Here is a 26,863-nt window from a genome sequence, read left to right as displayed (position 1 = left end):
AGGATAGTATGTGACCTCAATTCTAGCTTTCTTTGTTCTCATCTGCGTATTAGTGTTTGTACACGAATACGGGCACTTCTGGGCCGCTCGAAAATGTGGTGTAAAAGTACTTCGCTTTTCTATTGGTTTTGGTAAGGTTCTATGGCGAAAAAAAGATAAACAAGGTACTGAGTTTGTTTTTTCACTCATTCCACTGGGTGGATATGTTCAGATGTACAATGGTGAGCCAGAGTATCAACTAGCTGAAAATCAATCCCTACACAGTAAAACGGTAAAACAGCGTGCATTTATTATGGCAGCTGGACCAGTGGCTAATTTTTTATTTGCGATATTGGCATATTGGAGTGTTTTTGTTATTGGTATGCCAACAGTAAAACCAGTGGTCGGAAGTGTTATTCCTGACTCTATCGCAGCTAAAGCAGGCGTATTACCTGAGTTTGAGGTTACCCAAGTGAATGGGCGTAATGTCTTAGATTGGGAAGATACAACCTTGGCTTTAATCGGTAAAGTTGGTTCTAAAGATATTGAGATCTCAGGGCAGTTAATAGGTGAAACAAGTCCAAAACGTTTTTATTTGGATTTAACGCAGTGGCAAGTGGAAGGAAATAAACAAAGCCCATTAACCACCTTAGGTATTCGTCCAAAAAGTGCAGTCATTGAACCAATTATTAAGCAAGTAGTCGAACAATCGCCTGCAGATAAAGCAGATTTGCGAGCTGGGGATAAGATAATATCGGTTAATCAACGGGAATTTGATTGGCTAAATTTGGTTGAGCAGATTCAATTAGGTAAAGAAGTTGAATTTATTATTGAGCGAGCAGGGGAAAGAAAACAATTATCAGTAACACCTGTTAAATCTGATAAAGATGAACGTTATGTAATAGGTATTACACCAACTTATGAACCGCTAGCGGATAAGTATCGAACTGAGCTAAAGTATGATATGCTTGTAGGGTTGCAAAAAAGCCTTGAAAAAGTATGGTCACTCATTAAAAGCATTCTGCAATTTATTGGCAATTTAATTACAGGTGAACTCTCTATTAAAAATATGGGGGGGCCTATTTCAATGGCAAAAGGTGCTGGCACTACGGCTGAAATTGGGTTTGTTTATTATCTAAGTTTTATGGCATTAATCAGTGTTAATCTTGGTGTAATGAATCTTTTCCCTATTTTACCACTAGATGGTGGGCGATTGTTATTACTGGCTGGAGAGGCTATTCGAGGCAAACCATTGTCAGAGAAAGTTGAAATTAATTTCCAAAAATTAGGAATGGCTTTTGTATTAAGCTTGATGATTTTTGCATTATTTAATGATTTAATACACTTTTAACCATATAAGCGGTTAGATTTTTTAAAAATTTTACAAATGAATAGGAATTTTCAATGAAAAAACTATTACTTTCGACATTATTGATGGCAAATGGCGTTGCTTTTGCAGCGCCATTTGTGGTGAAAGATATTCGTATTGAAGGCGTACAGGCTGAAACGGGTGCAACTATTATTCCAACTTTACCTGTAAGAGTTGGGCAAACGGCAACAGATAATGATGTGGCTAATGTTGTCAGACAGTTATTTTCTCAAAACCGTTTCCAAGATGTACGAGCAACTCGAGATGGTAATGTGCTTGTTATCAAAGTAGTTCCACATGCGGTTATCAACAGCGTAGACATCAAAGGTAACTCAGCAATCCCTAAAGAGCCACTTGAGCAAAACTTAAAAGCGAATTTAATTAATCGTGGAGAAATATTTGATGCGGCAAAATTGGAAAGTTTCAAAGCTGCTCTAATTGAACACTACCATTCTATTGGTCGCTATAATGCGAAAATTGATACAAACATTACTCATAGTGAAAATGGTGGTGTAAATATTCAATTAGATATCAAAGAAGATGATGTATCCTACGTTAAAACAATAAACTTTGAAGGTAATAAGGCATTCACTTCGAAAGAATTGCTTAAACAGCTAGAAATTCAACCTGATGTTTCTTGGTGGAATATTTTTTCAAGTAGTAAATTCCAACAGCCAGTATATCAGCAAGATATTGAAGCATTACAAAATTTCTATATGAATCAAGGTTATGCGAAGTTTGCGTTAGAAAATACAGATGTAAAATTTAGCGATAATAAAGAAGAAGTGTATTTAACCTACAAAATTAATGAGGGGGATAAATATAACATCAGTGAGATTCGTATTATCGGTAATACTGGCAATATGGATAAAGAGCTAAATGCGCTATTGAAGGATTTTAAACCAAATCAACAGTTCCGCCGTGATGATCTTGCTAAAATTGAAGAAGCAATTAAAGAAGTGTTAGGCGATAGTGGTTTTGCTTCTGCTAAGGTTGAAGTCTATCCGCATTTTGATGATGAAAATAAAACAGTCAAAATTAGTTACGTCGTTGATGCGGGTAGCCGAATTTATGTGCGTAACATTCGCTTTGAAGGAAATAATGTTACCGCTGATTCAACATTGCGTCGAGAAATGCGTCAACAAGAAGGTGCATGGTTATCAACAAGTTTAGCTAATTTGGGTAAATCTCGTTTAGAACGTACAGGTTTCTATGAAACTGTCGATATGACTTTCCCAACCGTTCAAGATAAACCAGACCAAGTTGACTTATTGTATAAAATTAAGGAGCGTAATACAGGAAGTATCAATTTTGGTATTGGATATGGTACGGAAAGTGGTTTGAGCTACCAAGCTGGTATTAAACAAGATAACTTTTTAGGTATGGGTTCAACCCTTAGCTTAAATGGTTCTCGTAATGATTATGGTACAAGTATCAATCTAGGTTATACTGAGCCTTACTTTACCAAAGATGGCGTAAGTTTAGGCGGCAATGCTTTCTATGAAGATTATGATAACTCAAAAAATGATAGTGCCTCAAGCTATAAACGTCGTACTTATGGTCTAAATGGAACGCTAGGTTTCCCTGTAGATGAAAATAACTCTTACTATCTGGGATTAGGCTATACTCACGATGTGATTAAAAATGCTTCGAGAGAATTTGGTCGTGAGTTATATGTAAAATCAATGAAGATCCCATTTGATAACAACAGTAATGTGTACAAGAAAATCAAAGCGGATGATTTTGATTTCTCATTTGGTTGGAATTATAACAGTCTAGATCGTGGTTTCTTACCTCGTAGTGGCTCTGTTGCAAATATTGGTGGTAAAGTCACAATTCCTGGTTCAGATAATAAGTATTATAAGTTAAGTGCTGATTTTAAAAATTATTTACCACTTAATCGCGAGCAAAAATGGATTATTTCTACCAGAGTCGGATTAGCTTATGCAAGTGGTTTTGGTGGTAAGAAATTACCGTTCTATCAAAATTATACCGCCGGTGGTATTGGCTCATTAAGGGGCTTTGGCTACGGTGCCATTGGACCTAAAGCGATCTACTTAGGTAGAGAACAAAATGGCAGTTTTAGAAAAGATGCAAATGGAAATCCAATATTTGACTCTGCAAACGGTGATATTATTGGTGGTAATGCGATGGCAACAGCAAGTCTAGAATTGATTGTACCAACGCCATTTGTCAGTGAAAAATATCAGCACAATGTAAGAACATCATTATTTGCAGATGCTGCAACAGTTTGGGATACAAAGTGGAAAACTCACAAAAAGACTTACCCAACTTTAGATAATGGCAATTATAAACGTGTTAGAGCATCTGCTGGTGTTGCATTCCAATGGAATTCACCAATTGGTCCTTTAGTATTCTCTTATGCTAAACCAATTAAGAAATATACGGGTGATGAGATTGAGCAATTCCAATTCAGTATTGGTGGCTCATTCTAATTTAGTCAATTAAGCGGTAAGATTAGATTTATTTTTTGTAAATACTGGCCTTATCGCCTTGTTTCAAATAAATGTTAAATTAAGGAAATTTATGAAAAATTTATTCAAAATCACGACAATTGCTACTATTTTAGCGTTATCACACACTGCGAATGCAAATGAAAAAATCGGATTTGCTGATCCTGGTTATTTATTACAAAATCACCCAGCAATGGTAGAGGCAAGTGCTAAATTTGAACAGTTTATGAAAGAAACTGAGAAAAAATTTGCAGACGAAGGTAAGAAATTAGAAACTGAAGAGAAGGCATTACTTGCAGAGCGTAATAAGATTGAAGAAGATGCAAAAAAACTTCAAAAAGAGCAAGGTACGTTAGAAGCATCATTGAAGAAAAAAGTAGCTGCATTAGAGAAAGATGCACCGAGATTGCGAGCTAAAGAAATTCAAGCACGTCAAGATGCAATTAATGCTGAACAAAAAGTGTTCCAAAATAAAGTTGCTGCAATTCAAAAACGTGAAGGTGAATTTGCTAAAAAAGCTGAAGCATTCCAGAAAAAAGCGGCTGAATTCCAAGAGAAAGTTGCAAAAGAGCAACAAGTAAATGGGCTTGATCCAAACGAAGTGCAAAAGAAAGCTGTAGATGAAATCAATACAGCAATTAAAAAACTTGCAGAAACAAAAGGTTATACTTTAGTTTTATCGCCAACAGTTGCTCTGTATGCAAAAGATGAAAAAGCAGATATCACAGAAGAAGTGTTAAGTGCTTTAAAAGCGAATGTAGCAACAAAAGCGACTGAAACGAAAGAAGAACCGAAGAAAGAAGAAGCCCCAGTAGAAGAGAAAAAAGCTGAAACACAGGCTAAATAATGATGAAAACATTCCGTTTAATTGAATTAGCGGAGCAAATCGGCGGAACCTTGAGAGGCAACGCCGATTTAGTCATTTCTAGTATTGCACCGCTAGATAAAGCTCAGCAGAACCAAATTACCTTTATTTCTAATGCAAAATATCGTGACCAGTTAGTAAGTAGCAATGCAGGTGCGATTATTGTCAATGAATCTGATGTTGAATTCTGCACAGAGCAACAGAACATTATTGTTGTGAAAAATCCCTATGTTGCTTATGCAATACTTGCACAATATATGGATTCCACACCGAAACCAGCAGAGAATATTTCTCCTTCTGCAGTCATAGCTGAAAATGCTAAATTAGGTCAGAATGTTTCAATCGGTGCAAATGCGGTAATTGAAAGTGGTGCAGAATTAGGTGATGATGTCATCATCGGTGCAGGTTGCTTTGTAGGTAAAAATAGTAAAATTGGTGCTAGAACAAAATTATGGGCAAATGTAGCTATTTACCATAATGTACAAATTGGTAGTGATTGCTTGATCCAATCATCTGCGGTTATCGGTAGTGATGGTTTCGGCTACGCTAATGAAAAAGGGCAGTGGATCAAAATTCCGCAAACAGGTGGAGTCATTATTGGCAATTGTGTCGAAATTGGTGCTTGTACTTGTATTGATAGAGGTGCGTTAGATCCGACTGTTATCGAAGATAATGTGATCATTGATAATCTTTGCCAAATTGCTCACAATGTTCATATCGGTTTTGGTACTGCTGTCGCTGGTGGTGTTATTATGGCTGGCAGTCTTAAAGTTGGCAAATTTTGTCAAATTGGTGGGGCTAGTGTGATAAATGGCCATATGGAAATTTGTGATGGTGCTATTATCACTGGAATGGGAATGGTCATGCGTCCTATCACAGAAAAAGGAATTTATTCATCGGGTATCCCATTACAACCTAACAAAGAGTGGCGTAAAACAGCAACACTTACGATGAATATTGATAAAATCAATGAGCGATTAAAAGCCGTTGAAAAACAATTAAAAGAGTAGTTTTTATAGATTTACTTAGAGGAACTTTCCGTGTCAGAAATTCGTGAACCTAAAATCGTTGAAATTGATGAAATTATGCAATTATTACCGCATCGCTACCCATTTCTAATGGTCGATAGAGTAATTGATTTTGAAGAAGGAAAATGGCTTACAGCAATTAAAAATGTAAGTGTAAATGAGCCTTGTTTTACGGGACATTTTCCTGAAAAACCGATTTTTCCTGGTGTATTGATTATGGAAGCATTAGCACAATCTATGGGACTTTTGGCATTTAAAACACGTGAGTTAGAGAAAGGTTCACTATTTTATTTTGCTGGTATTGATAATGCACGTTTCAAAAAACCTGTTGTGCCTGGAGATCAAATGACATTACACGTTGAAGTTCTTAAAGAAGTCAGAGGTATTACTCGTTTCACAGGTACTGCCTCTGTCGATGGTGTGGTTGTTTGTGAAGCAGAATTGATGTGTGCTCGTAAATAATAAAGTCCTTAAGGAGACTATTATGCAATGTATTGATTCCTCAGCAAAAATAAGCCCTCTTGCAATTATTGAAGAAGGTGCAACAATAGGAGCTAATGTCGAAATTGGACCTTTCTGCGTCATTGGTAAAGATGTCAAAATTGGAGCAAGAACAAAAATTCATTCCCATGTTGTGATTCAAGGGCATACCGAAATTGGTGAAGATAACCAAATCTTTCAATTTGCAAGTATCGGTGAAATTAACCAAGATTTAAAATATCTAGGTGAACCAACAAAAACCATTATTGGAAACCGAAATCGAATTCGAGAAAGTGTGACAATTCATCGAGGAACAGTACAAGGTGGAGGAGTGACTACGGTGGGTGATGATAACTTATTTATGATCAACTGCCATATTGCTCACGATTGTAATGTTGGTAATCGCTGTATTGTTGCAAATAATGGTACCCTTGCAGGGCATGTTACTCTTGATGACTTTGTTATTGTCGGTGGAATGTCAGCCATTCATCAATTCGTTGTGGTTGGCTCTCACGTTATGCTTGGGGGGGGCTCAATGGTAAGTCAAGACGTACCACCTTATGTAATGGCGCAAGGAAATCATGCACATCCTTTTGGGGTAAACCTAGAGGGGTTAAAACGTAGAGGGTTTGAAAAAGCGACGATGCATGCTATTCGTAATGTGTATAAACTGATTTATCGCAGTGGTAAAACTCTTGAAGAAGTGATTCCAGAAATTGAGCAATATGCAAAGACAGAAGCGGCAGTTAGCTTATTTTTAGACTTCTTTAAACGCTCTACTCGAGGGATTATTCGATAATTCTACATTTGTTAGGCATTGTAATCTATTACTTGTGATAGCGTGGATTGCTAAAAGATTTACTCGGCACACCTACTCAGATATGTTCGTTTCATGTAGGGTGATGAGAGCATTAAGAACAAACATCAAGCACACGCAGGAAGAGAATTAAAAACAAGCATAAAGACGTTAAAAAGTAGCTCAAAAAAAGAATTTTATTTACGTATGTATTCTTGGAAAATAAAACATAAAGCATTTTTAAATAAACGGTCGGATAAACCAAATGAAAAAGGGAAATATCCTTATACACATCGAAATGTGAGGAGTGCTTTAGCAAGTATTTAACGTTATTTTGATTATTTATTTACCTATGAAAAACACGCAGGCTTAAATATTGAAAAGACGACAAATAGATTGGAGGGGTTATTTAAATAACTGAAAGATAAATTACGACCTGATAGTGGTTTAACGAGAAAACATAAGATATTATTGATACAGGATTTTTTTAAATAAAAAGAGTTGATAAAGATTACAGGAAACAATAATTACCAACTTTTTTGTCCTATAGGCATATAAAACACAAAAAACCAACTATTTTGTTCTATATGCCAAAAATTTTTTTATTCATTATCTTCATTCAATTTATTAGCGTTCTTGTAACGCTTGTTTCATCCGTGTAATCGGTTTGATCAGATATTGGAATACAGTTTTCTGGCCGGTTTTAATATCTACCGTTGCGGTCATTCCTGGTGTAATTTCTAATATATTTCCTGCTTTATCTGTAATATTATTGTGAGTAGTTTCGACCAATACTCGATAATAGGCTTGATCTGGATTTAGTTTTAGCTCACTTGGTCGTCGTTCATCTTGTAAGGTATCTGGACTGATTAGTACCACTTTACCTTCAATTCCCCCATAGATCGCATAATCATAGGCACTGATTTTTACAATCGCTTCTTGACCAGTGCGAATAAAAGCTACATCCTTAGGACTAATATAAGCCTGGACGACCAATTTATCGTCAATAGGCACGATTTCTAAAATATCTTGGGCGGCTTGGATAACGCCTCCAATGGTATTTACTCGAATATTTTTGACAATACCTTTCAGTGGTGCTCTAAGTTGTGAGCGTTCTACTGGATCTGCTCTTACTGCCATATTTTCTAGAGCTTGTGCTAATTCAGATTCTGTACGGACTAATTCTTGGCTAGCATCAGAGCGATATTTATTTTTACGCTCAGTCATTTGTTGGCTAAGTTCTAATGATTGACGTTTGAGTTTTAGGAACTCAACCTCAGACATTACTCCTTTATTAACCATTGGTTGAATAATTGAAATTTCACGATCTAATACTTGTTTACTTGCAGCTAGCCCTGTAATAGCTTGATTTAGTGTTTTTTGATTAGCTTTATATACTGCGATTTCTCGATTTTTTAATTCAGCCGAAATGGATTCCGGAAAGCTTAAAGGTACATCTAGTGCTTCAGCTTGTAAGCGGGCAGAAATTGCTTGTAGATTACTGACTTTGGCTTGACTTTCTCGTAGAATTGCCGAGCTTCTCGTATCATCTAGCACTAATAGCACTTGTCCTTTTTCAACAATCTCTCCTTCTTTTACTTTGATCTCTTGAATAATACCAGGATCAATACTTTGTACAATTTGATCTCTACTACTTGGTATAACGCTACCTTGCCCACGAGTAACTTCTTCAAGTGGACTATTATATGCCCATATGATAAAAACAATGGTAAACGAACATAATAGCGTGATCACAGAAAAAATCCTAGTATGTTTTTCAACTTGTAATGCCGCATTTAAGTCATTCAGTAGAGCAAGATCACTGTTTGAGATTTTTTCTTTAGCAGAATAATTTTGTTTTTCCATTCGTCTCTTTTCCTAAACTAGGGCTTATTATTACTAGATGTAGATACTTTGATACCTCTGGTACTAGCACTGATTTCAGAATTTTTATGGTTTTCTTGCTGTTTTAAGTAAGCTAATACCCGATCTTTAGGGCCATCAATAACGATTTTGCCTTCATCTACCACAATAATTCTATCTACAATTTGTAACAGTTGTGGGCGGTGTGTTACAACGATAAGCGTACGATTCACAGACCAACGAGCTAATGAATTAAGTACTAAGTTTTCAGAATTCTGATCTAGGCTATGAGTTGGTTCATCAAGCAATACCACCTTAGGATTGCGCAATGTCATACGAGCTAAAGCAACTAGTTGTTTTTGTCCGCCTGAGAGCCCCATTCCATTTTCCCCTAATGGCATATCTAAGCCTCGTGGGTGATTTTGAACCATACTATCAAGCCCAAAATGACGGAGTGCTACCAATAATTCTTGATCTGTTGAGAAATTATCTTGCCGAGCCAAATTTAAGTTATCTCTTAACGTCCCTAAGAATAGTCTTGGAGATTGTGGTAATTGGGCAATATGACTTCTTAAAAAGTTAGGGTCGAGCTGACGAATATCGACTTTATCTAAAGTGATATTTCCTTCAATAGGTTCATATAAACCAGATGCCAAGTTAAGTAATGTCGTTTTACCACTGCCAACCTTTCCTAAAATGGCGACTCGTTCCCCTTGTTTAATCTCAATGTTTATGCCTTCTAAAACAAAATGCTCATCTTTACCATACTTAAATGCAATATTATTAAAATTGATATTGCCTTCCACTCGATCTAAACAAATATATTGCCGTTCTGGAATACGCTCAATTGGACGTTCAACAATATTATTGATACCAGATAAGGCAACTTTAGCTTGCTGGAAGCGTATTGCTAATCCAGCAATTTGTGATAATGGTGCAAGTACTCGACCAGAGAGAATCACTGAAGCAATTAATGCTCCCATAGTAATACGCTCACCTTCGATATTGCTATGAATTAAATAGGTACCGAATAATACTAAAAAGACAGTATTTAGCTGCTGCATTCCCACCGCAAAGTTAATTACAAAGTTATTGAGATCTTTAATTTTAGTCTGAATACTTGCTGTTTTAGCGGTATACCGATCCCAACGTTGCTGTGCCCAACTTGTTGCATTGTTCACTTTTAAGGTTTCAATCCCTTCTATTGCTTCTACCACTAGCCCTTGTCTCTGCGATGATTCTTTCATTGATGCTGTCATATAGTAAGCAATTTTCGGTTGCACTAATAAACCGACAATAATTACCAGTGGAATCAAAATCATTGGTACTATAGCCAATTTCCCTGCAATTAACCAAATCACAAAAACAAAGAGTAATAAGAATGGTAAATCAACAAGCATTAATAAACTAGCACTCGTCATAAATTCACGTACTGATTCAAAATCTCTCAAATTATTGGCATAAGACCCTGACGAAGCGGGTTTATCTGCTAATTTAATCGACATTACTCGCCTAAAAAGAGCGGAGCTAATAATCAAATCGGCTTTTTTACCTGCAATATCGGTTAAATGCCCACGAATAAGTTTCGCAATAAATTCAAAGGTAATTGCTAAAATAACACCAATACTTAATACCCATAAGGTTTCATAGGTTTTATTGGGAATAACTCTATCGTAAACGTTCATTACATATAGTGAACTTACTAAGGCTAAAAAGTTAATTAGGAATGTAGCGAGAATAACTTGGAAATAATAGGGTTTAAATCGCCAAATGACTTTCCAAAACCATGCTTTAGGCAGGTGATATTCAGGTAATTCTGAACGCACATCAGCTATAATTTTAGGTTTAATGAACCAGCAAAATCCTAGATATTTCTCATCTAATTCTGAGTGAGATACTTTCTTTAGCATACCGTCTGTTTGACGAATATAGTATTCCCTTTCTATGCCACTACCTTCAATTTTCGTAATCACAGCCCCTTCTTCACCACCTAAAAAAACAACGACAGGCACAGCTAAAGAAGGGATGTTTGTTAATGGACGTTTAGAAATATTATTTTCAAAACCATTGGCTCTTAATAATTCCACCAAGGATGAATAATTGATTCTCTGATGCTTATCTCTGACTATTTGTGCCGATAATGCTTCTTTTGCAACAGGCGAGCCTAGTAACTGGGTTGCTAATGCAATATGTTCAATAATTGATTCCATAAAAACTTAGTTATTTTATAAATTTAGGTTAATTTTCTGAATTCCAGCCCATTTAGCGACTTGAGCTTGAGAGATTAAATAATTAAGTGCAGCAACGCGGTAATCATTCTTAATATTTACTTCTTCGACTTGAATTTCAGTTAATTCTTTATAGGAATTAAGCACATCTAATAAGGAACGTTGTGCGATTTCAAATTGTAATTCTACAGAAGATAATACCCGTTTCTGAGAGCTTATCTGTTTTTTGACTACGGCTAAACGACGATTATTCTGTTTCATATCAATTTCAGATGTTCTTGCCTTTTCTTGTAGCTCCAATAAAATTTCTTGCAATTTTGCTTTTGCGGAAGCTTCAGAATAAATACTGTGATCAACAGAATGATAAGCCGCAGAATCAAAAATATTCCAAGATACGCCTAAAAAGATTTCATAGCCTTTATTATAGACTTCGCCTTGTAAGTTGATAGCGGGTAGTTGTTTAGCTTTTGCTGCTTTGACACTAGCTTGTGTACTGGCTAATTCAGATTGCTGAGCCAAGTAAGTCGGATTATTAAGTGTCTGATTTTTGTAGCCAGTAATAAATTTTTCTGTTTCTCCATTTGGAAAGGGATCGATCAAATCTTTCTCTGAGATAGGATATTGCGTATAGCGGTTAATTTGACTAATTGAAATATTGAGTAAACGGGTTTGTTGCTCAATAATTGATTCTACTTGCAATAATCTGGCTTTTGCCTCTTCCACTTCAAATGCTCGTCCTTCATCATAAGTTGCAATAACTTTAACATTTTGTAGAATATGCTGATGTCTTTTTAAGCTTTCTTTATAGATGGCAATATTTTCTTTCGCTCTAAGAGCGGTTAAATATAGCTCAGTGATAGCTTTGCCAACTTGTTCTAGGGTTTCTTCTTTTTTATGCTTGAAGAAGCCTTCTTTGTGGCGATCTCGTTCTACTTCATTTTCAATGGCTCCCCAAGAATATAAATTCACTTGCCCTTTTAATGCTGGACGAGATTCTTTCTTATTTGATGCATCTCTATGCTTTTGTGATAAGACTTGTGTATTCGTTGCCGAAATTATAGGGTAATGACCAGCCTGAGAAATTTTGGTTTGACTTTGAGCGATTGCTATATTTGCTTTTGCTTCTAGCACTCTAGGATCTTCGTTAAGAGCATAACGTAAAATATCTTGAAGTTTTTGGGGATTGGCATTGGCTGATAATGTATAGAACATTGCCAATAAACCTAAGGATAGTGCTGTGTATCGCATTTTGTATACCATTAAGTTGATAAGTATTTGAAAACGGGATTATATCTGAAAGCCATGATAAGTAAATGTGAAAGTAGAGCATAAATGCTTGGGAAAATATGGACTAAAGAATTACATTAACTCGTTGATTTTTTCATAAATGAGTGATTTTTTTAAATTCATTATATAATCGTTTATACAATCTTTTTTATTAAAATAAAAGGAGATAATATGAAAAAGACATTACTAAAATGTGCTTTAGTCAGTTCTTTTAGTATCAGCTCTGTTTCAGTATTAGCACAAAGTATTACTGTCTTTGCTGCCTCTTCAATGACAAACGTGTTACAGCAGATTGGTGAAGAGTACAAAAAACAATATCCTGAAGATAGTATTACATTTTCTTTTGCAGGTTCTTCAACTTTGGCAAAACAGATTGAACAAGATGCTCCTGCGGATATTTTTGTTTCTGCTGATAAAAAATGGATGGACTATGTTGCAGAAAAACAGCCAAATAAAACAAAAAATATAAAAACCTTAGCCGAAAATGAATTGGTTTTAATTGCACCTAAAGACAGCGAGCTTACAGAAACAACTGTTAAAGAGATCGAATTTAAAAAGGTAATTGGTGAGAGCTATTTGGCTGTGGGAGATGATAATGTTCCTGTTGGGCGTTACGCTAAAAAAGCTCTTGAACATTTTAATCTATGGATTGATGTAGAAAATCGCTTATCTAAAGCAAAAGATGTGCGTGCGGTACTGGCTTATATCGAACGTGGCGAATTACCACTTGGGATTGTTTATTCAACCGATGCGAAAGTAAGTGATAAAGTAAAAGTTGTTGCCGTCTTTCCACAAGAGAGCTACGGTAAAGTCGTTTACCCAGCAGCAACACTCAGTGGAAAAGCAGAAGCTAAACGCTTCTTAGATTTCCTTTCTAGCTCAAATGCAAAATCAGCATTTGAAAAAGCAGGCTTTAAAGCGGTACAATAAAGCCCATTTTCCCCTTTCTTACACTATAAGGAAAGGGGATTTGCCAAAAATTTCAGCAATCCAACCGCTTGTTTATTGAGAATTTCCTGTGTTTGACTTTTCCCCACAAGAACTAAATGCGATTGTCCTTAGTTTAAAAATAGCCTCAATCGCTATCTTATTCGCATTACCTTTTGCTATTGCATTTGCGTGGTTACTTGCTCGTAAAGATTTTTGGGGAAAGCACTTATTGAATGGCATTATTCATTTACCTTTGGTGCTACCCCCTGTTGTAATAGGCTATCTGCTGCTAGTGCTAATGGCAAAAAAAGGGGCAATTGGGCAGTATTTATGGGAATGGTTTAACTTTTCGTTCAGCTTTTCTTGGCGTGGTGCTGTACTTGCCTCAATGATAATGGCATTTCCGCTGATGGTTCGTTCTATTCGATTAGCATTTGAAGCTATTGACCCTAAGTTAGAGCAAGCCGCTCGAACCTTAGGTGCAAGCCCGATAAAAGTCTTTTTTACCTTAAATTTACCGCTTTCATTGTCGGGGATTATTGCAGGGGCAGTATTAGGTTTTGCTCGTTCTCTTGGCGAATTTGGTGCAACCATTACCTTTGTTTCCAATATCCCGAGTGAAACTCAAACCATACCAGCCGCACTTTATACGTTTATTGAAACCCCTGACGGCGAATTTGCCGCCGCGCGTTTATGTTTAGTGGCAATAGTTATCTCATTAGTTGCACTATTTTGTTCAGAATGGTTAGCACAGCGACAACAACGATATAAATAGGTGGAAAAATGTTAAAGATCGACATTACACAGCAACTCGGTGAATTAGCTTTAAGCGTTAATGTAACTATCGCAGCAAAGGGCGTAACAGCTATATTTGGGCGTTCAGGAGCTGGAAAATCAAGCATAATTAACTTAGTTGCAGGTCTATCTAAAGCGGATAACGGAAGTATCATATTAAACGACCGTATTTTGTTTGATCGCCAGAAACGAATAAATCTGCCTCCCGAACAACGTAAAGTCGGTTATGTTTTCCAAGAGCCTAGATTATTTCCGCATTATCGTGTGGAAGGCAATTTAAAATATGGTAGCAAGCGGGTGGATCCTCAAAAATTTTTACAAATTGTAAAATTATTAGGTATTGAACATTTGCTACAACGTTTCCCTAATAGCTTATCTGGCGGAGAAAAGCAGAGAGTAGCGATTGGGCGTGCTTTATTATCAGAACCAGATATTTTATTGATGGATGAACCACTTTCAGCATTAGATTTGCCACGCAAAAAAGAACTGCTGGATTATCTTGGCCAGTTAGCCAAGCAGCTTGAAATTCCTATTCTATATGTCAGCCATAGCCTAGATGAAGTCGTACGTTTAGCCGATCATCTCCTCCTGTTAGATCAAGGAAAAGTAATGGCTTATGCAGATACTGCAACGGTTTGGCATAGTGATGCTTTTTCCGCTTGGCAGCCTGAAACACAAAAAATGAGCTTGCTTGAATTACCGATTGCTGAATTACAACCTGCTTATCAGATGCAAGGATTGGCTATTGGGGAGCAAAGAATATGGATCAATCAACAACCTCGTTATCAAATTGGTGAAAAGTTAAGAATAACGATCGCTAGTCGTGATGTTTCTTTAGCCTTGCAAAAGCCACAAAAAACGTCAATCCGAAACGTACTACAAGGCACAATTTGCAAAATTGAGCCACAATCTGACCGCTTAGATGTTGCAATTCAGATCGAACAACAACAGATTTGGGCAAGCATCAGCCTATGGGCATTTGAAGAAATGCAATTAACAGAAGGGCAACAACTTTATGTGCAGATTAAATCTGTTTCTATCTAATTGAAATATTCGCCAACTATTTATCCCTATTTTGTAACACTTTCGGCTCTTTTTTATGCAAGTAAATTCACAAAACTAGATTTATCACAACTTTATCTTTATAATCTCGTCCGCTTTGCATTTCATCTATCCCCCCTTAGCTCAGTCGGTTAGAGCAGGCGACTCATAATCGCTTGGTCACTGGTTCAAGTCCGGTAGGGGGGACCATTTTAAATTCCCTACTCTTCTTTTTTCTTCCGTATTCTTATTAAAAACCCTTGTGCTACAAGGAGTTTATTAGTTATTACATTGTGTTATCTTCCGTAGTCTTACATATTCTTATGTTCCAAACCACATTTTTTAGGAGTATAATTAGTAGTACATTCACAAACATTCCCAAAATCGGTACTTCTAAAAATCTTAAAAGCCTTATAGTAAAAGGCTTCGATAAAACTTTAGCTGTTATGTTTTTGCTTGAAATATTCGGACTCAAACTAGTAACAAAATACCTTAGAAGTGATTTTGTAAAAGTTTTCTATTAAAAAATGAGGTTATTTTATGCCACGTATAACTAAACCACTTACAAACACCGAAGTAGAAAAAGCTAAAAGAAAAGAAAAGGATTATAAGCTAATGGACGGGCAAGGACTTTTTTTGCTAATAAAATCTAATGGGCCAAAATTATGGCGGTTCAATTACTACAAACCTTTCACTAATCCGCCTAAACGCACTGAAATCAGTCTAGGTAAATATCCAGATGTATCTTTAGCTCAAGCCCGAAAAACTCGTGATGAATATCTTGCGTTGCTTGCTCAAGATGTTGATCCACAAATTCACAGAAAAACCTTAATCGATGAAGAAATCTTTAAGCGTGAAAATACCTTGCGACTCGTGGCGGAAAAATGGCGAGAAAAGAAAGCCCTTGAAGTGCAACCTAAAACAATGGATAAAAACTGGGCGAGATTGGAAAACCATCTTTTCAAAAAATTGGGGAATACGGCTATTTCCGCTATTACCCCCCAAATGGTTATTAAAGCGGTTGAACCGTTAAAAGAACGTGGTGTGGGCGATACATTACACCGTGTAATCAGGTTGCTGAATGAAGTGCTAAATTTTGCGGTAAATATGGGGCTGATTGAATTTAACAAGTGTGTAAATGTTTCAGCGAGCTTTGCGATTTATACATCAGAAAACACGCCCACAATCCGCCCTGAACGCTTGCCCGAATTTTTGTCAGATTTGAACAATGGTAATAATTCAGCACAAGTCAAAATGCTAGTGAAATGGCAATTGCTGACAATCGTTCGAGCAAAAGAAGCCGTTTCTGCTGAATGGCACGAAATTGATTTTGACAAGAAAACGTGGACCATTCCAGCAGAGAAGATGAAAGGTGGTAAACGTTCGCATATAGTACCACTTTCACGTCAAGCGATAAGCTTACTTGAACGAATGAAACGGATCACAGGGCAAAGCCGTTTTGTATTTCAGAGCGAAACAAAACCACAGCAAGCAATGAACCCACAAACTGTCAATAGTGCGATAAAAAAACTTGCTGGCGGTAAATATAAAGGCGTTCTGAAAGGGCACGGCTTACGATCAATTGCTAGCACTTATCTTAATGAACAGCTAATTAATTATGATGTGGTTGAAGCGTGCTTATCACATATCATTGCAGACCAAACTCGAAAAGCCTATAACCGCTCTGATTATTTAGAACAACGTATAGGAGTAATGCAGTTATGGGCTGACTATGTTGAGAAATGCTCAAATACCTTATAAATAGAATGTGGTAGATGTTGTAATGATTAGTGAAATCCACCTCATTATGCTCTAAATTTGTTATGAAAGACTAGAAGTTGAATTTTTATATTTTCTGATAATTACATAGTGATGAGAGGTACATTACAAAGTATATTAAATAGATCATTTATTATGCAAACCTCTTGAATGTAAATTACTCAGTTATGCTGTCAACTTATTTTTTATGTGTTTTAAACAATACTGAGTAATTAGCTTTATATATTATGCCATAGGTATAGCATCTATTTTAATTCTTACAGAAAGATATAAATTTCAGATATTTTAGATGCTCTTATTTGTGATATCTTAATCAATATAAATATTAGATCATTCTTTAACAGCATCTATTTTTATTTCAGGAGAATCATTTAAATTTTTATCATCATGATATTTAATTTGAGTAATTTCACATGAATTTTCACAAAAGACATTTGAATTGATATTAATATTTTCTTTATTCTTAGTTATATCTTTGGACGATAAATTAGATTTCCACCTGTCACTAGGTTTGTGTGTTTCTTTGAGATAAATATCGTGTTTATTAATATTATTCATCGGAAAACAAGTTAAAGCATATAGAGAGCATCGGTTTTTTGAACCTTGTCGGGTAATTTCTATAAAATTCTTATCTATTAATGTATCTAGAGCGAGTTTTAATCCTCTAGGAGATAAGTTAAATAGTGATTTTGCTTTGTTTTGGGGGGCTGATATATCTCCATTGTTTTTCCCATTATATTTTCCCAACATATGAATAAATACAACTTTAGCTGCATTACTTAATGTTATAAAACTGGGGCTATTTACTAAGTCCGTTCGTAGAGGAACAAATGTGTTGCCATTTAATTTATTTTTTAATTCTTTTTTATTTGATTTTTTGTGTTTAATTCTCATTTTCACCACCGCTATGAATTAATAAAATCTTGTATGTCAGACAAACGCCAGCGAACAGTTCGAGAACCTATACGCTTAGGCTCTGGAAATTTTTTTAATTTAATATACTTATATATTGTACTTGTTGATAGACCTGTGATTTCAGTGACTTCATGTATAGTCAACAATTCTTTTCCCATTTGGTTTTCCCTCTTTTCTACAAGAATATAAATATTAAATCACAAATAAAATCTATTGCCACACTTGTAAGTAATATAATATACAGTCTGCATATGCAAACTGTATATTATTTTTATTGTTTGATTTTATTTTTATAAAGATAGAAATTCATATCTAACCAGTATAAATAGACAGCACTCAGTTATTTTTATTAAAACTAAACTTGCTAAATGAGGCAAACAGAGTAATCCTGTTGTTACTTAATAAAAACAAGGAAACTTAAAAATGAAAAATTTTAAAATGAGAACTGAACAAGAAATTATGTTAGAGCTAGCTTTAATCGCAGTTAAAGAAGAAAAAAATTTTATTATTGATGGTTCACAATATGCCTTACCAAATGGTAGAGGGCAAAATTTTGTTTACAATCTCTCTTTTCTTGACATTCGTTTTATTGAAAATGGTCGAAGAGATAGTGTTGTAAAATTTACTTCAACACTTAGCCCATCAATACCAGAATTTTATTGTTTATTATCTGAATTAGATTAGAGACTGAAATAGATAGCTACTAATCTACTTAAGATCCTAACTATTATTAGCTAACTTACTTATATACCTGTTAATCTCTATTTATATTGGGGCTGACGTAGATTAGCAGTTATGTTTGTCTATAAAAATGAAGATAACCCATTGTAAACTAAAGAAATCTATATAGAAAAGACTTCTTGAATTTTTTGTGCTAGAAGTAACAGCTCGTTCAGCCACTAATATACTCGGGATTCAGCCTAATTCTGCGATCCTGTTTTACCACAAAATTCGTCAAGTCATTGACTACCATTTATCCCTTGAAGCTGATGAAATTTTTGAGGAAAAAATTGAGTTATATGAGAGCGGTGGTCACCGCAAAGGAAAAAGAGGGAGAGGTGCTGCAGGAATAGTCGCTGTTTTTTGGTCTCTTAAAACGGCAGAGAAAGGCCTTTACAGGAGTTGTTGAAAATACTAAGACAGAAATGTTACTCCCTGTTATTAAAATGAAAATTAAGCCTATCTGGGTTTATACCGATACTTATCGTAGCTATGATGCTCTTGATGTGAGTGAATTTCGCTTTAACTTTGGAACACCAAAAGAACAGTTAAGAATCCTGTGAAAATGGTGTGAAATTTAGGGCTAATCTATTTCATCTCCTTTATCTTTTTTCCTATATACACTTCTATTGTTCTTTTTTTAGGGTATTCTCCCCCTTGACTAATTATTCGTTTATAGAAATTAGCTGCAAAGCTAGATATAGACATTTTACAACCATTTTTATATTCTTGTAGTGCTTCTTCAAGTATTTTGTGATATTTTTCTTTCTTAGCACCACAAGCGTTATTACAAATTTTTCTACGTTCTTCTTTTTTGGCGTTATTTAAACGATTAAGATCATCGTTCATATGCTGTATGGCTGATGATATTAATGAATAAATTATATTAAATTGGTTAGAGCATTCCTCTAGGGAATTATATCTTTGTGTTTGTGTAAAAATGTCATTAATTAGATCCATTGCTATTGCTCCTATAGCTTCTGCTATAGAAATATCTTTTAGTATTGGATGTGGCGGGAATGTTTTACTATCATCAAATAAACATTGATCTTGGTACACTATAGGAAAATGAGTTTTATTTTTATGTAAATTTTGTAAGGATAGCCATTCAACTCCTCCTTTTTCTTTTAAGTAATTTTTTAAATTGTAAATATAGTCGTTTTTATCATATCTTTTACCTTGATTTATTCTATTTTTTCCCCATTCATCTAGATCTTTTCTTAAAGTTTTTCCTAATATCTTAAATGCTAATATATCGCATTCGCTAGAATGTTTTTGAAAAATATGTTCTAAGTTATCAACTAAGTTCTTAATTTGGAATCCGTATCCATTATCATCAGTTTGAACTAAACTATATCGTACTCCATCTATCACTTCAGAATTATCGTTATAAAAAAATAGATCATCAAGATAATGATATAAATCAATGAAGAAGGGGGCTGATTGACTGTGATTTTTTATGTTATCTTTTGGGAGCTTCTTCTTTTTTTTTGTTTTTGGGGATATTTCAGAAGAAATTTTAAACATAATATCTCCTTAGATATTAGCAATTACACAATAAAAAAGATTTATTATTTTATACGTTTTTTTTGACAAAGCAATAACAAACACTTAAGTTATAAATAGTAATAGTACAAAAGCATATTTATGTGTAATACATTGTTTATAAACATTAAATCTAATGCTGTAGGGAGTGATGCTGAGATCTCAGAAATTACAATTATTGATAAAAATTCAAAAATAGTATTTGAATTTTTTATAAATCCATATGTGACTTGTGATAGCTCAAATTGGATTTTTAATTCTTTAAATGCTGCAGATAATTTTATTCTTTCGTTAGAAGTAGGAAATATCTTAAGAAACAGCGTTATTATAGGCTACGACATGAGTTCCCAAGTTAAATTATTAGTTAAATTTCTCTCAAAGGGACAAACATATCTAAATAAAATAAAGTTTATTGATTTAATGGATGTATTCTCAAAAATGATAAATGAGTCTGACTCATTAGGGGGATATTGTTTAAAAGATCTGAGTTCTGCGTGTAAATATTATGATTTAAACTACGAATTAGATAATAAATCCAAAAGTGATGCAATAGCTACACTCGCAGTTTATCAGGCATTAGTTGAAGATGAGGTTGCTCTCTCTTGTTGTGAAGTATTCTTATACCACTCCCCCAACACCACCTCCGAGACAGTATCCGAGAAAGAAGACAATTCTTAGCACGTTACCAGCAATACAAAGAGCGAGTGAAGTTTAAGAGACGAAAAAACAAATTTGTTAAAATGAAACAAGCTGAATTTAGGCAAGATTATGAAAAAGGTCTTGTGGATACGGATTATATCCACAAGCATTTTGGGTTATCTTTTAAAGAGCAGATGAATTTGTTGAAGTTGTCTTCTGAAGGAATCGAGCATTTTGTAGAGGCAAACCCGAAAAAAGTTGCCTTAATTGAGTTTTTTGCTGAGTTTCAGGAAAAAGAGCAACAAAAGGCAGTTGATTTGTTGCGAGATTACGACCGAAATTCTGCTTTAAGACATAGTTTTGAGTCATACGATAGTTATCAAAAAACTTTAGGGGCTGAAAACGCAATTGGTCTTAAAAAGCTTTAAGCTTTTTAATTTTGATTTTGCTTTATCAACGCTTAAATTAAAATATCCCTTATAAAAATTAAATCAATTTCGTGAAAGAGAAAGAAGGCGTTTTATCAAAAGAAGATAAGCTTTTTAAAAGCTTAAAAGACAGGTCGCTTTTACAACAGCTTGATTGTACGCAGTATCGTCAAGTGTATATTGTAGGCGATATACATGGCTGTTATAGTGATTTGCGTAAGCTTTTAGACGAGATTAATTTTGATTACAAGAATGACTTGCTTGTTAGTGTAGGGGATATTATAGATAGAGGCACTGAAAACATAGCTTGTTTAAAGTTGCTTAATAAATCTTGGTTTAAGATGGTTCTCGGCAATCATGACGAAGCGGCTTATGCTGGGGTTACACTGGGTGGGTCTAAATACTTATTTTGGCAACAAAGAATAGGTGGAAGCTGGTTTGAGAGATTAAGTAAAAATAAACAAAAACAAGCGGTCAAATTAATCGAAAGATTTGCAGATATACCTTTAGTTCTCGAATTAAATTTTGCTCATCATAAAATTGTAGTCTGTCATGCTGATTATCCGCTTAATTATTACAACTCAAAAGATGTAAAACATTTTGGTATGAGGAGTATAAATAAAATACTCTTTAATCGAAGTAGAGTCTTTTCAGAAGATTATACGGTTATCAAAGGAGCGAATTATTTTGTGCATGGGCACACGCCTTTACAGAGTCCTGTGTTGAAAGGCAATCGCTTTTATCTTGATACAGGCGTTTTTAATACTCATAACTTAACTTTATTAAAAGTAGATAATACAAAAAACAAGCCTTATACTTATCCTATGCCTTATATTATTGACAAATCTCGTTTTCCATCGATGTTTGTTTGGGGGATGTTATTTGTTTTGATTTTGGTTGTTGGAGTGTTTTTGTTTGATGTTTTATAATATTGATGTAGGTCGGATGGAGACTGAAAACCCATTCCATAGGTCTGATGGTGACTGAAAATCCATTTTAACAATATTGTAAAAAATTAAGGAAACTAAGCCCGCTTTATTTGTTGGCTTAGTTTTTTGTTTTATTTACTTCCCACTTCCCACCTCCTCAATTTTTATAAACCCCAACATTTTTCTTATAATATAAATATCCCTATTCTTTTAAAGCGTTAAAAATATGGCATTAAATAAAGAAAAAGCGAGTTATATCACCAAAAATATTGCTGAGTTAATCAATACACAGGATATATCCTTGTTACATGATGCGTCCGAATTGTTGCGTGTTTTGAAAAACAAAGGCGACCAGCGTTTTGTTGATATTGTGAACAATATTGAGTCTAAGTTGAATAATAATCAAACTTGGACGTTAGCGAAACAATTTCCGACTGTGGCGGAGCAAGGCTTGCAGGCGTTGCGGGATTGGTCGGCTAAAGCGGATATGCAGCGTGAGCGTATGGCGATATTACAATATTATGCGGAAGAAAGAGAAAATCGTGATGCTCGTGAGGCTCGAAATGCGAATTTAGCCCGAAATGTTGTAGGGGGTATGGGAGTCAGTCTGGGTAGTGCTAACAGCTTTAACAGCTTTGGTGGTGGGTTGTACTTCGATAATAATATCAATACATTGATGGTGAGATTGTCTTTCTTGGATAGGGAGATGAGGTTGGATGATTTAACGCCCGAGTTTATTGATAAGCGGTTGTATAATGATAAGGGGGAGTTGACGAATGATATTACAAGAAATGATGCTATTACTTTGTTAACTGCTATGGAGACCAAAGGCGGTTTTGAGGAACAAGATAAAAGTACAGTTGTAGCAAATGCCGCTAACAATATACTTTCCCAAACGAGGCAAGGCAGTAATCCTGCTTACGAGGTAGGAGATAATAAGAAAGTTGTGGAGGTAAGTGGAGTTTCTTCTCAAGATGAAAAACAAGTTATTCAACAAGCTTTGGGAGTTGATAAACCTGCTTCGCAACAAGCAACCTATTTTGCTGTAGCAGTGTTAGATGCAGCTTATCATCAAAATGATGCTGTGGTGAGATCGGCTAATAATTTGGAAAAAAAATATTTAGAACAAGGAATTAAAAAAAATCGAGACGAAATAATGGAAGAAGCTAAGGGGGCTTATCAAAAGACGATAGATGAAGTTAAACGGGTTCATCCTAATATTTCGGATGAGAATGCTCAAGCAGTAGCCAGTAAACAAACTCATGATACTATAACAAAAGAACAACTTCGTGATAAATCTAAAATCGCAAGTTCTATTTTTGGTTCCAATGGTGATAAGCCTGTAGTTTCGAAGCATTTAGTTCAATCTTTAGTTGATTCTATGAATAAGGATGGAACTATCCCATTTGACTGTAAAGATCAAATCGATTCTTTATTAAAAACAAAAGACTTAAACGAGTTTAATAAATTAACTGAAAATTTATCTTCTGGGGAAAAACAAAACGTGCTTCATGCGATGTTTCTTCAAAATGATGATAAGACAAAAAAAATATTAATGAACTCTGGATATACTGAACAGCAAGCGGTTGATTTTCTTAAAGCAAACAATAAAGATTTTAATCAACAGCAAGAAATGAATACTGAATCTGTTGATTATGGTGAGGGTAAGGTTATTTTGAATGCTGTTATGCAAAATTCATCATTACAAAATCAAGCTCATCAAACTAATAATGATGTGAGTTCATTTATTGCTAACACCAAAGCTTCCAAAGCTTCTAAAGCTTCTAATGCCGAACCTATTCAAGAACTCGCCCCAGAAAATAAAGGCAAGCCTGATTCGCAAGCATCGTTAGTTTCATCAATAGCTTCAGTGAAAAAGACTCCAACTTTTCAAATGAAGAAAACAAAAGAAGAACAAGATGAAAATATAAAAAAAGAAACTGAAAGTTATTTTGCTGATAAAGTTGAGCCTAATCGTACTACAGACCACTCTCCACGAGCATTGAATGAAAAGAATACAACAGCGAGTATTGAAGAGCAGAAACTTATTTTAAGACGCGAAGAACTAAACATGACTCAGGAAGAGAAAATGCGTATGGAGCAGGAGAAAGCAAATAATGTGAATGCTAGTAAAGGAATAGAAGTTTAGTTGACTGTGTATAAAGTGAAGATTTGAAAAATATATAATCTAAAAGACGAATAACATTTTTTGTTATTTGTCTTTTTTTAAACTGAAACTTGACTTTATCTCAAATATTTTTTACTCTTTTAATAAAGGTAGAGATAATTATTGATACCTTAAATAGAGTTTTAAAAACTGGGGTCTCGCTCCCATAAAGGTGGAACTAAAAAACTGGAGTCTCACTTCCATAAAGGTGAAACTAAAAAACAAAAAAAGCCCTGTTTTGTAACTATATAGCTATACAACTATACAGGGCTTTAAATTTATGAGAGCTATACTTAATTTACCACTTTAACATCTAGTAGGTAAATATGTTGCTCTAAAGCTGTATTTAATCTCTTGTAATCTTCTTCAATAATATCAAACTTCTTCACATCATCACGCTCACCTAATTCTTTCACTGCTTCCTTGTGTTCAGGCATTCTGTGAATCGCTTTCCCCTCTTTTTCTGCTTGAATAAATACTTGGTATGAATCGTGCACTGCTGCTTTTAGAACACCCCAGTACCCATTTTTTGCTTTTTTATTTTCTTCTAAAAATTCTTCTTCAAGAGCTTTACGATACTCTAGTGTCATCTCTAATAGTTCTTTGTCTTTTACTTTGTTGCCAATTATTAAAATAATTAAATCTTTTGAGCGGTTGTATAGAAAACGGAATTTATCTTGATAAAGTTTTTTTGGTTCAAAACCATTGCTGTGGTAATTGAGGTAATTGGCGAATTGTTGGCGGAGAACTTGAGTTTCGGTTTTGAGAGCTTGGATTTCGTCTTGAGAGAGAGTTTTGCTAGTGTTTTTATTGAGAGGAGATGTTAGTTTGAGAGCTTGTTTGAGTTTTTCTTGAGAGATTTTTTGAGAGAGCCATTCTTTTATTTTTGGTTTGTATTTCTCGTCAGATTTTACAAATTCTAACCACAGTTCCTGTCGTTCTTTGTCTGGAGTTCCGTAACGATGTTCGAAATACCAATCAGTGCCAGCATGTTGGATATGTTTATTTTTTGGATACTCTGAAACATATTTTTTCTCTGCTTCTTGAATTTGTTGTTCAGTAATTTCATACTTCCCCGCCACAGCATTCCCACCAAAGCCAAGCACACCCACTCCTAACAATGTCAATACCACAATTTTGTTTAATTTCATTTTCATATTCTGTACTCCTTACTTGTACAATGTTTAACTAAAATATGTAAAGCTTTTAAAGCTTTTTAAATTCTTTAAAGCTTTAAGTCTTTAAGTCTTTAAGTCTTTAAGTTTTTAAGTCTTTAAAAAGCTTTAAGCCTTAAATCGAGTGAATTTTAACCGATATTAAATGTGAAGTCAAGGGGAATTTTAGAGGTATTCTTGGAAGTAAAACAGTAAAAATGTTATCTTGTTATAAAGATAACAAAATAACAGGGATAAGTTGTTTAATTGATCTTATTGTTTTGTATTAAGAGGAATTAGCAAGTCGTGAAAATAGATCAATGTAGTATTTCTATATCTTTGTCTAATTATATTTTGATCGTTTTTTTCAATTGCTTCTATATATTCGGTAATATATTTCTTAAACTTTTTATTGATTTGGTTTTTATTTTTATTTACAGTCGAATAATCCTTGCTAGGTTTGACTTCATAATCAGAACCAATATATTCATCTTTTCTAAGAATAACAGCCTTTTCAAAGTCTAAACCCGATATTTGTCCAGTATCTTTATCTTCTCTTAGTTTATATCCTTTTTTTACATTTATGTTTGAATGTAAAGGAATTGCGAATTTTAGATTATAAAGTTCTATGATCGTTACACCATAATATCCACGACCGTTCTTTTTAGGGTCTAAAATTTGATTAAATTCATTGGCTGGGTAATCTGAATAAAACAAATCTGATAGTTGAAAGAAACGAGCTGTGTTCATTATGTGATTTACCTAAAACGAAGCCCATTCTAACGGAATTAGAATGGGCATAATTCAAACGGTCTTTCTGTTTTTAAAGTGGGGCGAACCTACCACCACAGGACTTCAAACGGGCTTTCTTTTTTTAAAGTGGGGCAACCCTACCACCACGACTATATTATATGAGTTAGGTTGTAATTTTTCAAGCGTTTTTACATTTTTTATGACGTAAAGCTTTTACTTTTTTAATCGTTTAAAACCTTTTTCTGAAAGTCTTTTAACTACTCCGAAATCAACTGCCTACAGGTCTAAGCGGTGTTTAAACATCTTTTTTTTACATAACGCTATTTCTGCGTTGATCTTATCATAAAAGTATGAAGCTTAAAAACTAAAAGAAACATTTTTCTTAGATAATCCAAACCGAGAGCAAGCTCTTTACTAAAACAATACGTTAAATTATATAAAGAGAAAAATTTCATCAGTTAAAACGTGAATACCAATACTCAACTTTAATTAATTATCATAGCGACTTATATATATAAAAGCTTATACTGTGCTATGTTGAGTGCCTTGTTCCTGATTATAGTTTGGTATTGTATCAATTCTCCCCTTTTCCTACCCAATCAACAATATTGAGTCTAAGTTGAATAATAACCAGACATGGACGTTAGCGAAACAATTTCCGAATGTAGCGGAGCAAGGTTTGCAGGCGTTGCGGGATTG

23 protein-coding genes, 1 tRNA gene and 1 pseudogene are annotated in these 26,863 nt (G+C 34.7%); 17 read left to right on the top strand and 8 right to left on the bottom strand.

Annotation, left to right across the window (positions count from 1 at the left end):
* Nucleotides 1-10: 10 nt before the first annotated feature.
* From rseP to lpxA, 6 genes are all read left to right on the top strand, one after another.
* Nucleotides 11-1,330, top strand: coding sequence for an RIP metalloprotease RseP (gene rseP, locus A1D26_RS03190; RefSeq protein ID WP_157402647.1), 1,320 nt, complete (start codon nt 11-13; stop codon nt 1,328-1,330).
* 53 nt (nt 1,331-1,383) lie between these two features.
* Nucleotides 1,384-3,804 carry an outer membrane protein assembly factor BamA gene (gene bamA, locus A1D26_RS03185; protein ID WP_157402646.1) on the top strand — a complete coding sequence of 807 codons (2,421 nt, stop codon included), beginning with the start codon at nt 1,384-1,386 and terminating at the stop codon, nt 3,802-3,804.
* A gap of 91 nt (nt 3,805-3,895) precedes the next feature.
* Nucleotides 3,896-4,669, top strand: a complete 774-nt coding sequence (locus tag A1D26_RS03180) for an OmpH family outer membrane protein (protein WP_157402645.1) — start codon at nt 3,896-3,898, stop codon at nt 4,667-4,669.
* A 2-nt stretch (nt 4,670-4,671) separates the two neighbouring features.
* Nucleotides 4,672-5,697 carry a UDP-3-O-(3-hydroxymyristoyl)glucosamine N-acyltransferase gene (gene lpxD / locus A1D26_RS03175; protein WP_157403027.1) on the top strand — a complete coding sequence of 342 codons (1,026 nt, stop codon included), beginning with the start codon at nt 4,672-4,674 and terminating at the stop codon, nt 5,695-5,697.
* A 30-nt stretch (nt 5,698-5,727) separates the two neighbouring features.
* A complete protein-coding gene (gene fabZ, locus A1D26_RS03170) occupies nt 5,728-6,177 on the top strand; it encodes a 3-hydroxyacyl-ACP dehydratase FabZ (protein ID WP_269777906.1) in 450 nt (149 codons plus the stop codon).
* Nucleotides 6,178-6,199: 22 nt separating this feature from the next.
* Entirely contained in the window at nt 6,200-6,994 is a 795-nt protein-coding gene (gene lpxA, locus A1D26_RS03165; protein ID WP_157402644.1) for an acyl-ACP--UDP-N-acetylglucosamine O-acyltransferase, read from the top strand.
* A gap of 624 nt (nt 6,995-7,618) precedes the next feature.
* Here the strand turns inward: lpxA and A1D26_RS03160 are convergent.
* The 3 genes from A1D26_RS03160 to A1D26_RS03150 are packed head-to-tail and all read right to left on the bottom strand — an operon-like array spanning nt 7,619 to nt 12,330.
* The gene (locus tag A1D26_RS03160; protein ID WP_157402643.1) at nt 7,619-8,857 is read right to left on the bottom strand and encodes an HlyD family type I secretion periplasmic adaptor subunit; all 1,239 of its coding nucleotides are present in this window, start codon (nt 8,855-8,857) and stop codon (nt 7,619-7,621) included.
* Between the two features lie 17 nt (nt 8,858-8,874).
* The gene (locus A1D26_RS03155; RefSeq protein ID WP_157402642.1) at nt 8,875-11,064 is read right to left on the bottom strand and encodes a type I secretion system permease/ATPase; all 2,190 of its coding nucleotides are present in this window, start codon (nt 11,062-11,064) and stop codon (nt 8,875-8,877) included.
* A 15-nt stretch (nt 11,065-11,079) separates the two neighbouring features.
* Nucleotides 11,080-12,330, bottom strand: coding sequence for a TolC family protein (locus A1D26_RS03150; protein ID WP_157402641.1), 1,251 nt, complete (start codon nt 12,328-12,330; stop codon nt 11,080-11,082).
* 210 nt (nt 12,331-12,540) lie between these two features.
* Between A1D26_RS03150 and modA the strand changes: the two genes are divergently transcribed.
* From modA to A1D26_RS03125, 5 genes are all read left to right on the top strand, one after another.
* Complete coding sequence (modA, locus tag A1D26_RS03145) at nt 12,541-13,299, top strand: molybdate ABC transporter substrate-binding protein (protein WP_157402640.1); 759 nt, start codon at nt 12,541-12,543, stop codon at nt 13,297-13,299.
* Nucleotides 13,300-13,387: 88 nt separating this feature from the next.
* Entirely contained in the window at nt 13,388-14,074 is a 687-nt protein-coding gene (gene modB, locus A1D26_RS03140; RefSeq protein ID WP_157402639.1) for a molybdate ABC transporter permease subunit, read from the top strand.
* Nucleotides 14,075-14,082: 8 nt separating this feature from the next.
* A complete protein-coding gene (gene modC / locus A1D26_RS03135) occupies nt 14,083-15,138 on the top strand; it encodes a molybdenum ABC transporter ATP-binding protein ModC (RefSeq protein WP_157402638.1) in 1,056 nt (351 codons plus the stop codon).
* 130 nt (nt 15,139-15,268) lie between these two features.
* Nucleotides 15,269-15,345, top strand: a tRNA-Ile gene (locus A1D26_RS03130).
* Between the two features lie 330 nt (nt 15,346-15,675).
* Nucleotides 15,676-16,896 carry an integrase arm-type DNA-binding domain-containing protein gene (locus A1D26_RS03125; protein ID WP_157402637.1) on the top strand — a complete coding sequence of 407 codons (1,221 nt, stop codon included), beginning with the start codon at nt 15,676-15,678 and terminating at the stop codon, nt 16,894-16,896.
* Between the two features lie 348 nt (nt 16,897-17,244).
* On the opposite strand, the gene A1D26_RS03120 is transcribed toward A1D26_RS03125, so the two are convergent.
* Both A1D26_RS03120 and A1D26_RS03115 read right to left on the bottom strand, forming a co-directional pair.
* Complete coding sequence (locus A1D26_RS03120; protein ID WP_232516793.1) at nt 17,245-17,808, bottom strand: ArsR family transcriptional regulator; 564 nt, start codon at nt 17,806-17,808, stop codon at nt 17,245-17,247.
* An 11-nt stretch (nt 17,809-17,819) separates the two neighbouring features.
* Nucleotides 17,820-17,987, bottom strand: coding sequence for a helix-turn-helix transcriptional regulator (locus A1D26_RS03115; RefSeq protein WP_157402636.1), 168 nt, complete (start codon nt 17,985-17,987; stop codon nt 17,820-17,822).
* A gap of 265 nt (nt 17,988-18,252) precedes the next feature.
* On the opposite strand from A1D26_RS03115, the gene A1D26_RS03110 reads away from it, so the two are divergent.
* Nucleotides 18,253-18,513 carry a hypothetical protein gene (locus tag A1D26_RS03110; protein WP_157402635.1) on the top strand — a complete coding sequence of 87 codons (261 nt, stop codon included), beginning with the start codon at nt 18,253-18,255 and terminating at the stop codon, nt 18,511-18,513.
* A gap of 187 nt (nt 18,514-18,700) precedes the next feature.
* Nucleotides 18,701-19,112: pseudogene (locus A1D26_RS03105) on the top strand (transposase).
* Between the two features lie 25 nt (nt 19,113-19,137).
* Here the strand turns inward: A1D26_RS03105 and A1D26_RS03100 are convergent.
* Entirely contained in the window at nt 19,138-20,076 is a 939-nt protein-coding gene (locus A1D26_RS03100; RefSeq protein WP_157402634.1) for a hypothetical protein, read from the bottom strand.
* A gap of 120 nt (nt 20,077-20,196) precedes the next feature.
* On the opposite strand from A1D26_RS03100, the gene A1D26_RS03095 reads away from it, so the two are divergent.
* The 4 genes from A1D26_RS03095 (at nt 20,197) to A1D26_RS03080 (ending at nt 24,239) form a co-directional block, all read left to right on the top strand.
* A complete protein-coding gene (locus tag A1D26_RS03095) occupies nt 20,197-20,772 on the top strand; it encodes a hypothetical protein (protein WP_157402633.1) in 576 nt (191 codons plus the stop codon).
* Between the two features lie 62 nt (nt 20,773-20,834).
* The gene (locus A1D26_RS03090) at nt 20,835-21,161 is read left to right on the top strand and encodes a hypothetical protein (protein ID WP_157402632.1); all 327 of its coding nucleotides are present in this window, start codon (nt 20,835-20,837) and stop codon (nt 21,159-21,161) included.
* Nucleotides 21,162-21,232: 71 nt separating this feature from the next.
* Complete coding sequence (locus A1D26_RS03085) at nt 21,233-22,090, top strand: metallophosphoesterase (protein ID WP_157402631.1); 858 nt, start codon at nt 21,233-21,235, stop codon at nt 22,088-22,090.
* A gap of 226 nt (nt 22,091-22,316) precedes the next feature.
* On the top strand, nt 22,317-24,239 hold the full coding sequence (locus A1D26_RS03080; protein WP_157402630.1) for a hypothetical protein: 1,923 nt from the start codon (nt 22,317-22,319) through the stop codon (nt 24,237-24,239).
* Nucleotides 24,240-24,550: 311 nt separating this feature from the next.
* Here the strand turns inward: A1D26_RS03080 and A1D26_RS03075 are convergent, their stop codons facing one another.
* Together A1D26_RS03075 and tenpIN are read right to left on the bottom strand one after the other, a co-directional pair.
* Complete coding sequence (locus tag A1D26_RS03075; protein WP_157402629.1) at nt 24,551-25,414, bottom strand: hypothetical protein; 864 nt, start codon at nt 25,412-25,414, stop codon at nt 24,551-24,553.
* A gap of 270 nt (nt 25,415-25,684) precedes the next feature.
* Entirely contained in the window at nt 25,685-26,161 is a 477-nt protein-coding gene (gene tenpIN / locus A1D26_RS03070; RefSeq protein WP_157402628.1) for a type III toxin-antitoxin system TenpIN family toxin, read from the bottom strand.
* Nucleotides 26,162-26,863 lie beyond the last annotated feature (702 nt).

This window comes from Ursidibacter maritimus, from assembly GCF_009761395.1.
Classification (GTDB): domain Bacteria; phylum Pseudomonadota; class Gammaproteobacteria; order Enterobacterales; family Pasteurellaceae; genus Ursidibacter; species Ursidibacter maritimus.
Note: the sequence above shows the minus strand (reverse complement) of the source record. Positions and strands in the feature narration are given on the sequence as shown.

Bases quoted from the DNA above. Each gene is read 5' to 3' on its own strand.
- modA (WP_157402640.1), top strand. From the start codon at position 12,541: ATGAAAAAGACATTACTAAAATGTGCTTTAGTCAGTTCTTTTAGTATC.
- A1D26_RS03160 (WP_157402643.1), bottom strand. From the start codon at position 8,857: ATGGAAAAACAAAATTATTCTGCTAAAGAAAAAATCTCAAACAGTGAT.
- A1D26_RS03075 (WP_157402629.1), bottom strand. From the start codon at position 25,414: ATGAAAATGAAATTAAACAAAATTGTGGTATTGACATTGTTAGGAGTG.
- A1D26_RS03100 (WP_157402634.1), bottom strand. From the start codon at position 20,076: ATGTTTAAAATTTCTTCTGAAATATCCCCAAAAACAAAAAAAAAGAAG.
- A1D26_RS03155 (WP_157402642.1), bottom strand. From the start codon at position 11,064: ATGGAATCAATTATTGAACATATTGCATTAGCAACCCAGTTACTAGGC.
- tenpIN (WP_157402628.1), bottom strand. From the start codon at position 26,161: ATGAACACAGCTCGTTTCTTTCAACTATCAGATTTGTTTTATTCAGAT.
- A1D26_RS03095 (WP_157402633.1), top strand. From the start codon at position 20,197: ATGTGTAATACATTGTTTATAAACATTAAATCTAATGCTGTAGGGAGT.
- A1D26_RS03125 (WP_157402637.1), top strand. From the start codon at position 15,676: ATGCCACGTATAACTAAACCACTTACAAACACCGAAGTAGAAAAAGCT.
- A1D26_RS03120 (WP_232516793.1), bottom strand. From the start codon at position 17,808: ATGAGAATTAAACACAAAAAATCAAATAAAAAAGAATTAAAAAATAAA.
- modC (WP_157402638.1), top strand. From the start codon at position 14,083: ATGTTAAAGATCGACATTACACAGCAACTCGGTGAATTAGCTTTAAGC.
- A1D26_RS03090 (WP_157402632.1), top strand. From the start codon at position 20,835: ATGAAACAAGCTGAATTTAGGCAAGATTATGAAAAAGGTCTTGTGGAT.
- lpxA (WP_157402644.1), top strand. From the start codon at position 6,200: ATGCAATGTATTGATTCCTCAGCAAAAATAAGCCCTCTTGCAATTATT.
- A1D26_RS03115 (WP_157402636.1), bottom strand. From the start codon at position 17,987: ATGGGAAAAGAATTGTTGACTATACATGAAGTCACTGAAATCACAGGT.
- A1D26_RS03080 (WP_157402630.1), top strand. From the start codon at position 22,317: ATGGCATTAAATAAAGAAAAAGCGAGTTATATCACCAAAAATATTGCT.
- bamA (WP_157402646.1), top strand. From the start codon at position 1,384: ATGAAAAAACTATTACTTTCGACATTATTGATGGCAAATGGCGTTGCT.
- A1D26_RS03150 (WP_157402641.1), bottom strand. From the start codon at position 12,330: ATGCGATACACAGCACTATCCTTAGGTTTATTGGCAATGTTCTATACA.
- lpxD (WP_157403027.1), top strand. From the start codon at position 4,672: ATGAAAACATTCCGTTTAATTGAATTAGCGGAGCAAATCGGCGGAACC.
- A1D26_RS03180 (WP_157402645.1), top strand. From the start codon at position 3,896: ATGAAAAATTTATTCAAAATCACGACAATTGCTACTATTTTAGCGTTA.
- A1D26_RS03110 (WP_157402635.1), top strand. From the start codon at position 18,253: ATGAAAAATTTTAAAATGAGAACTGAACAAGAAATTATGTTAGAGCTA.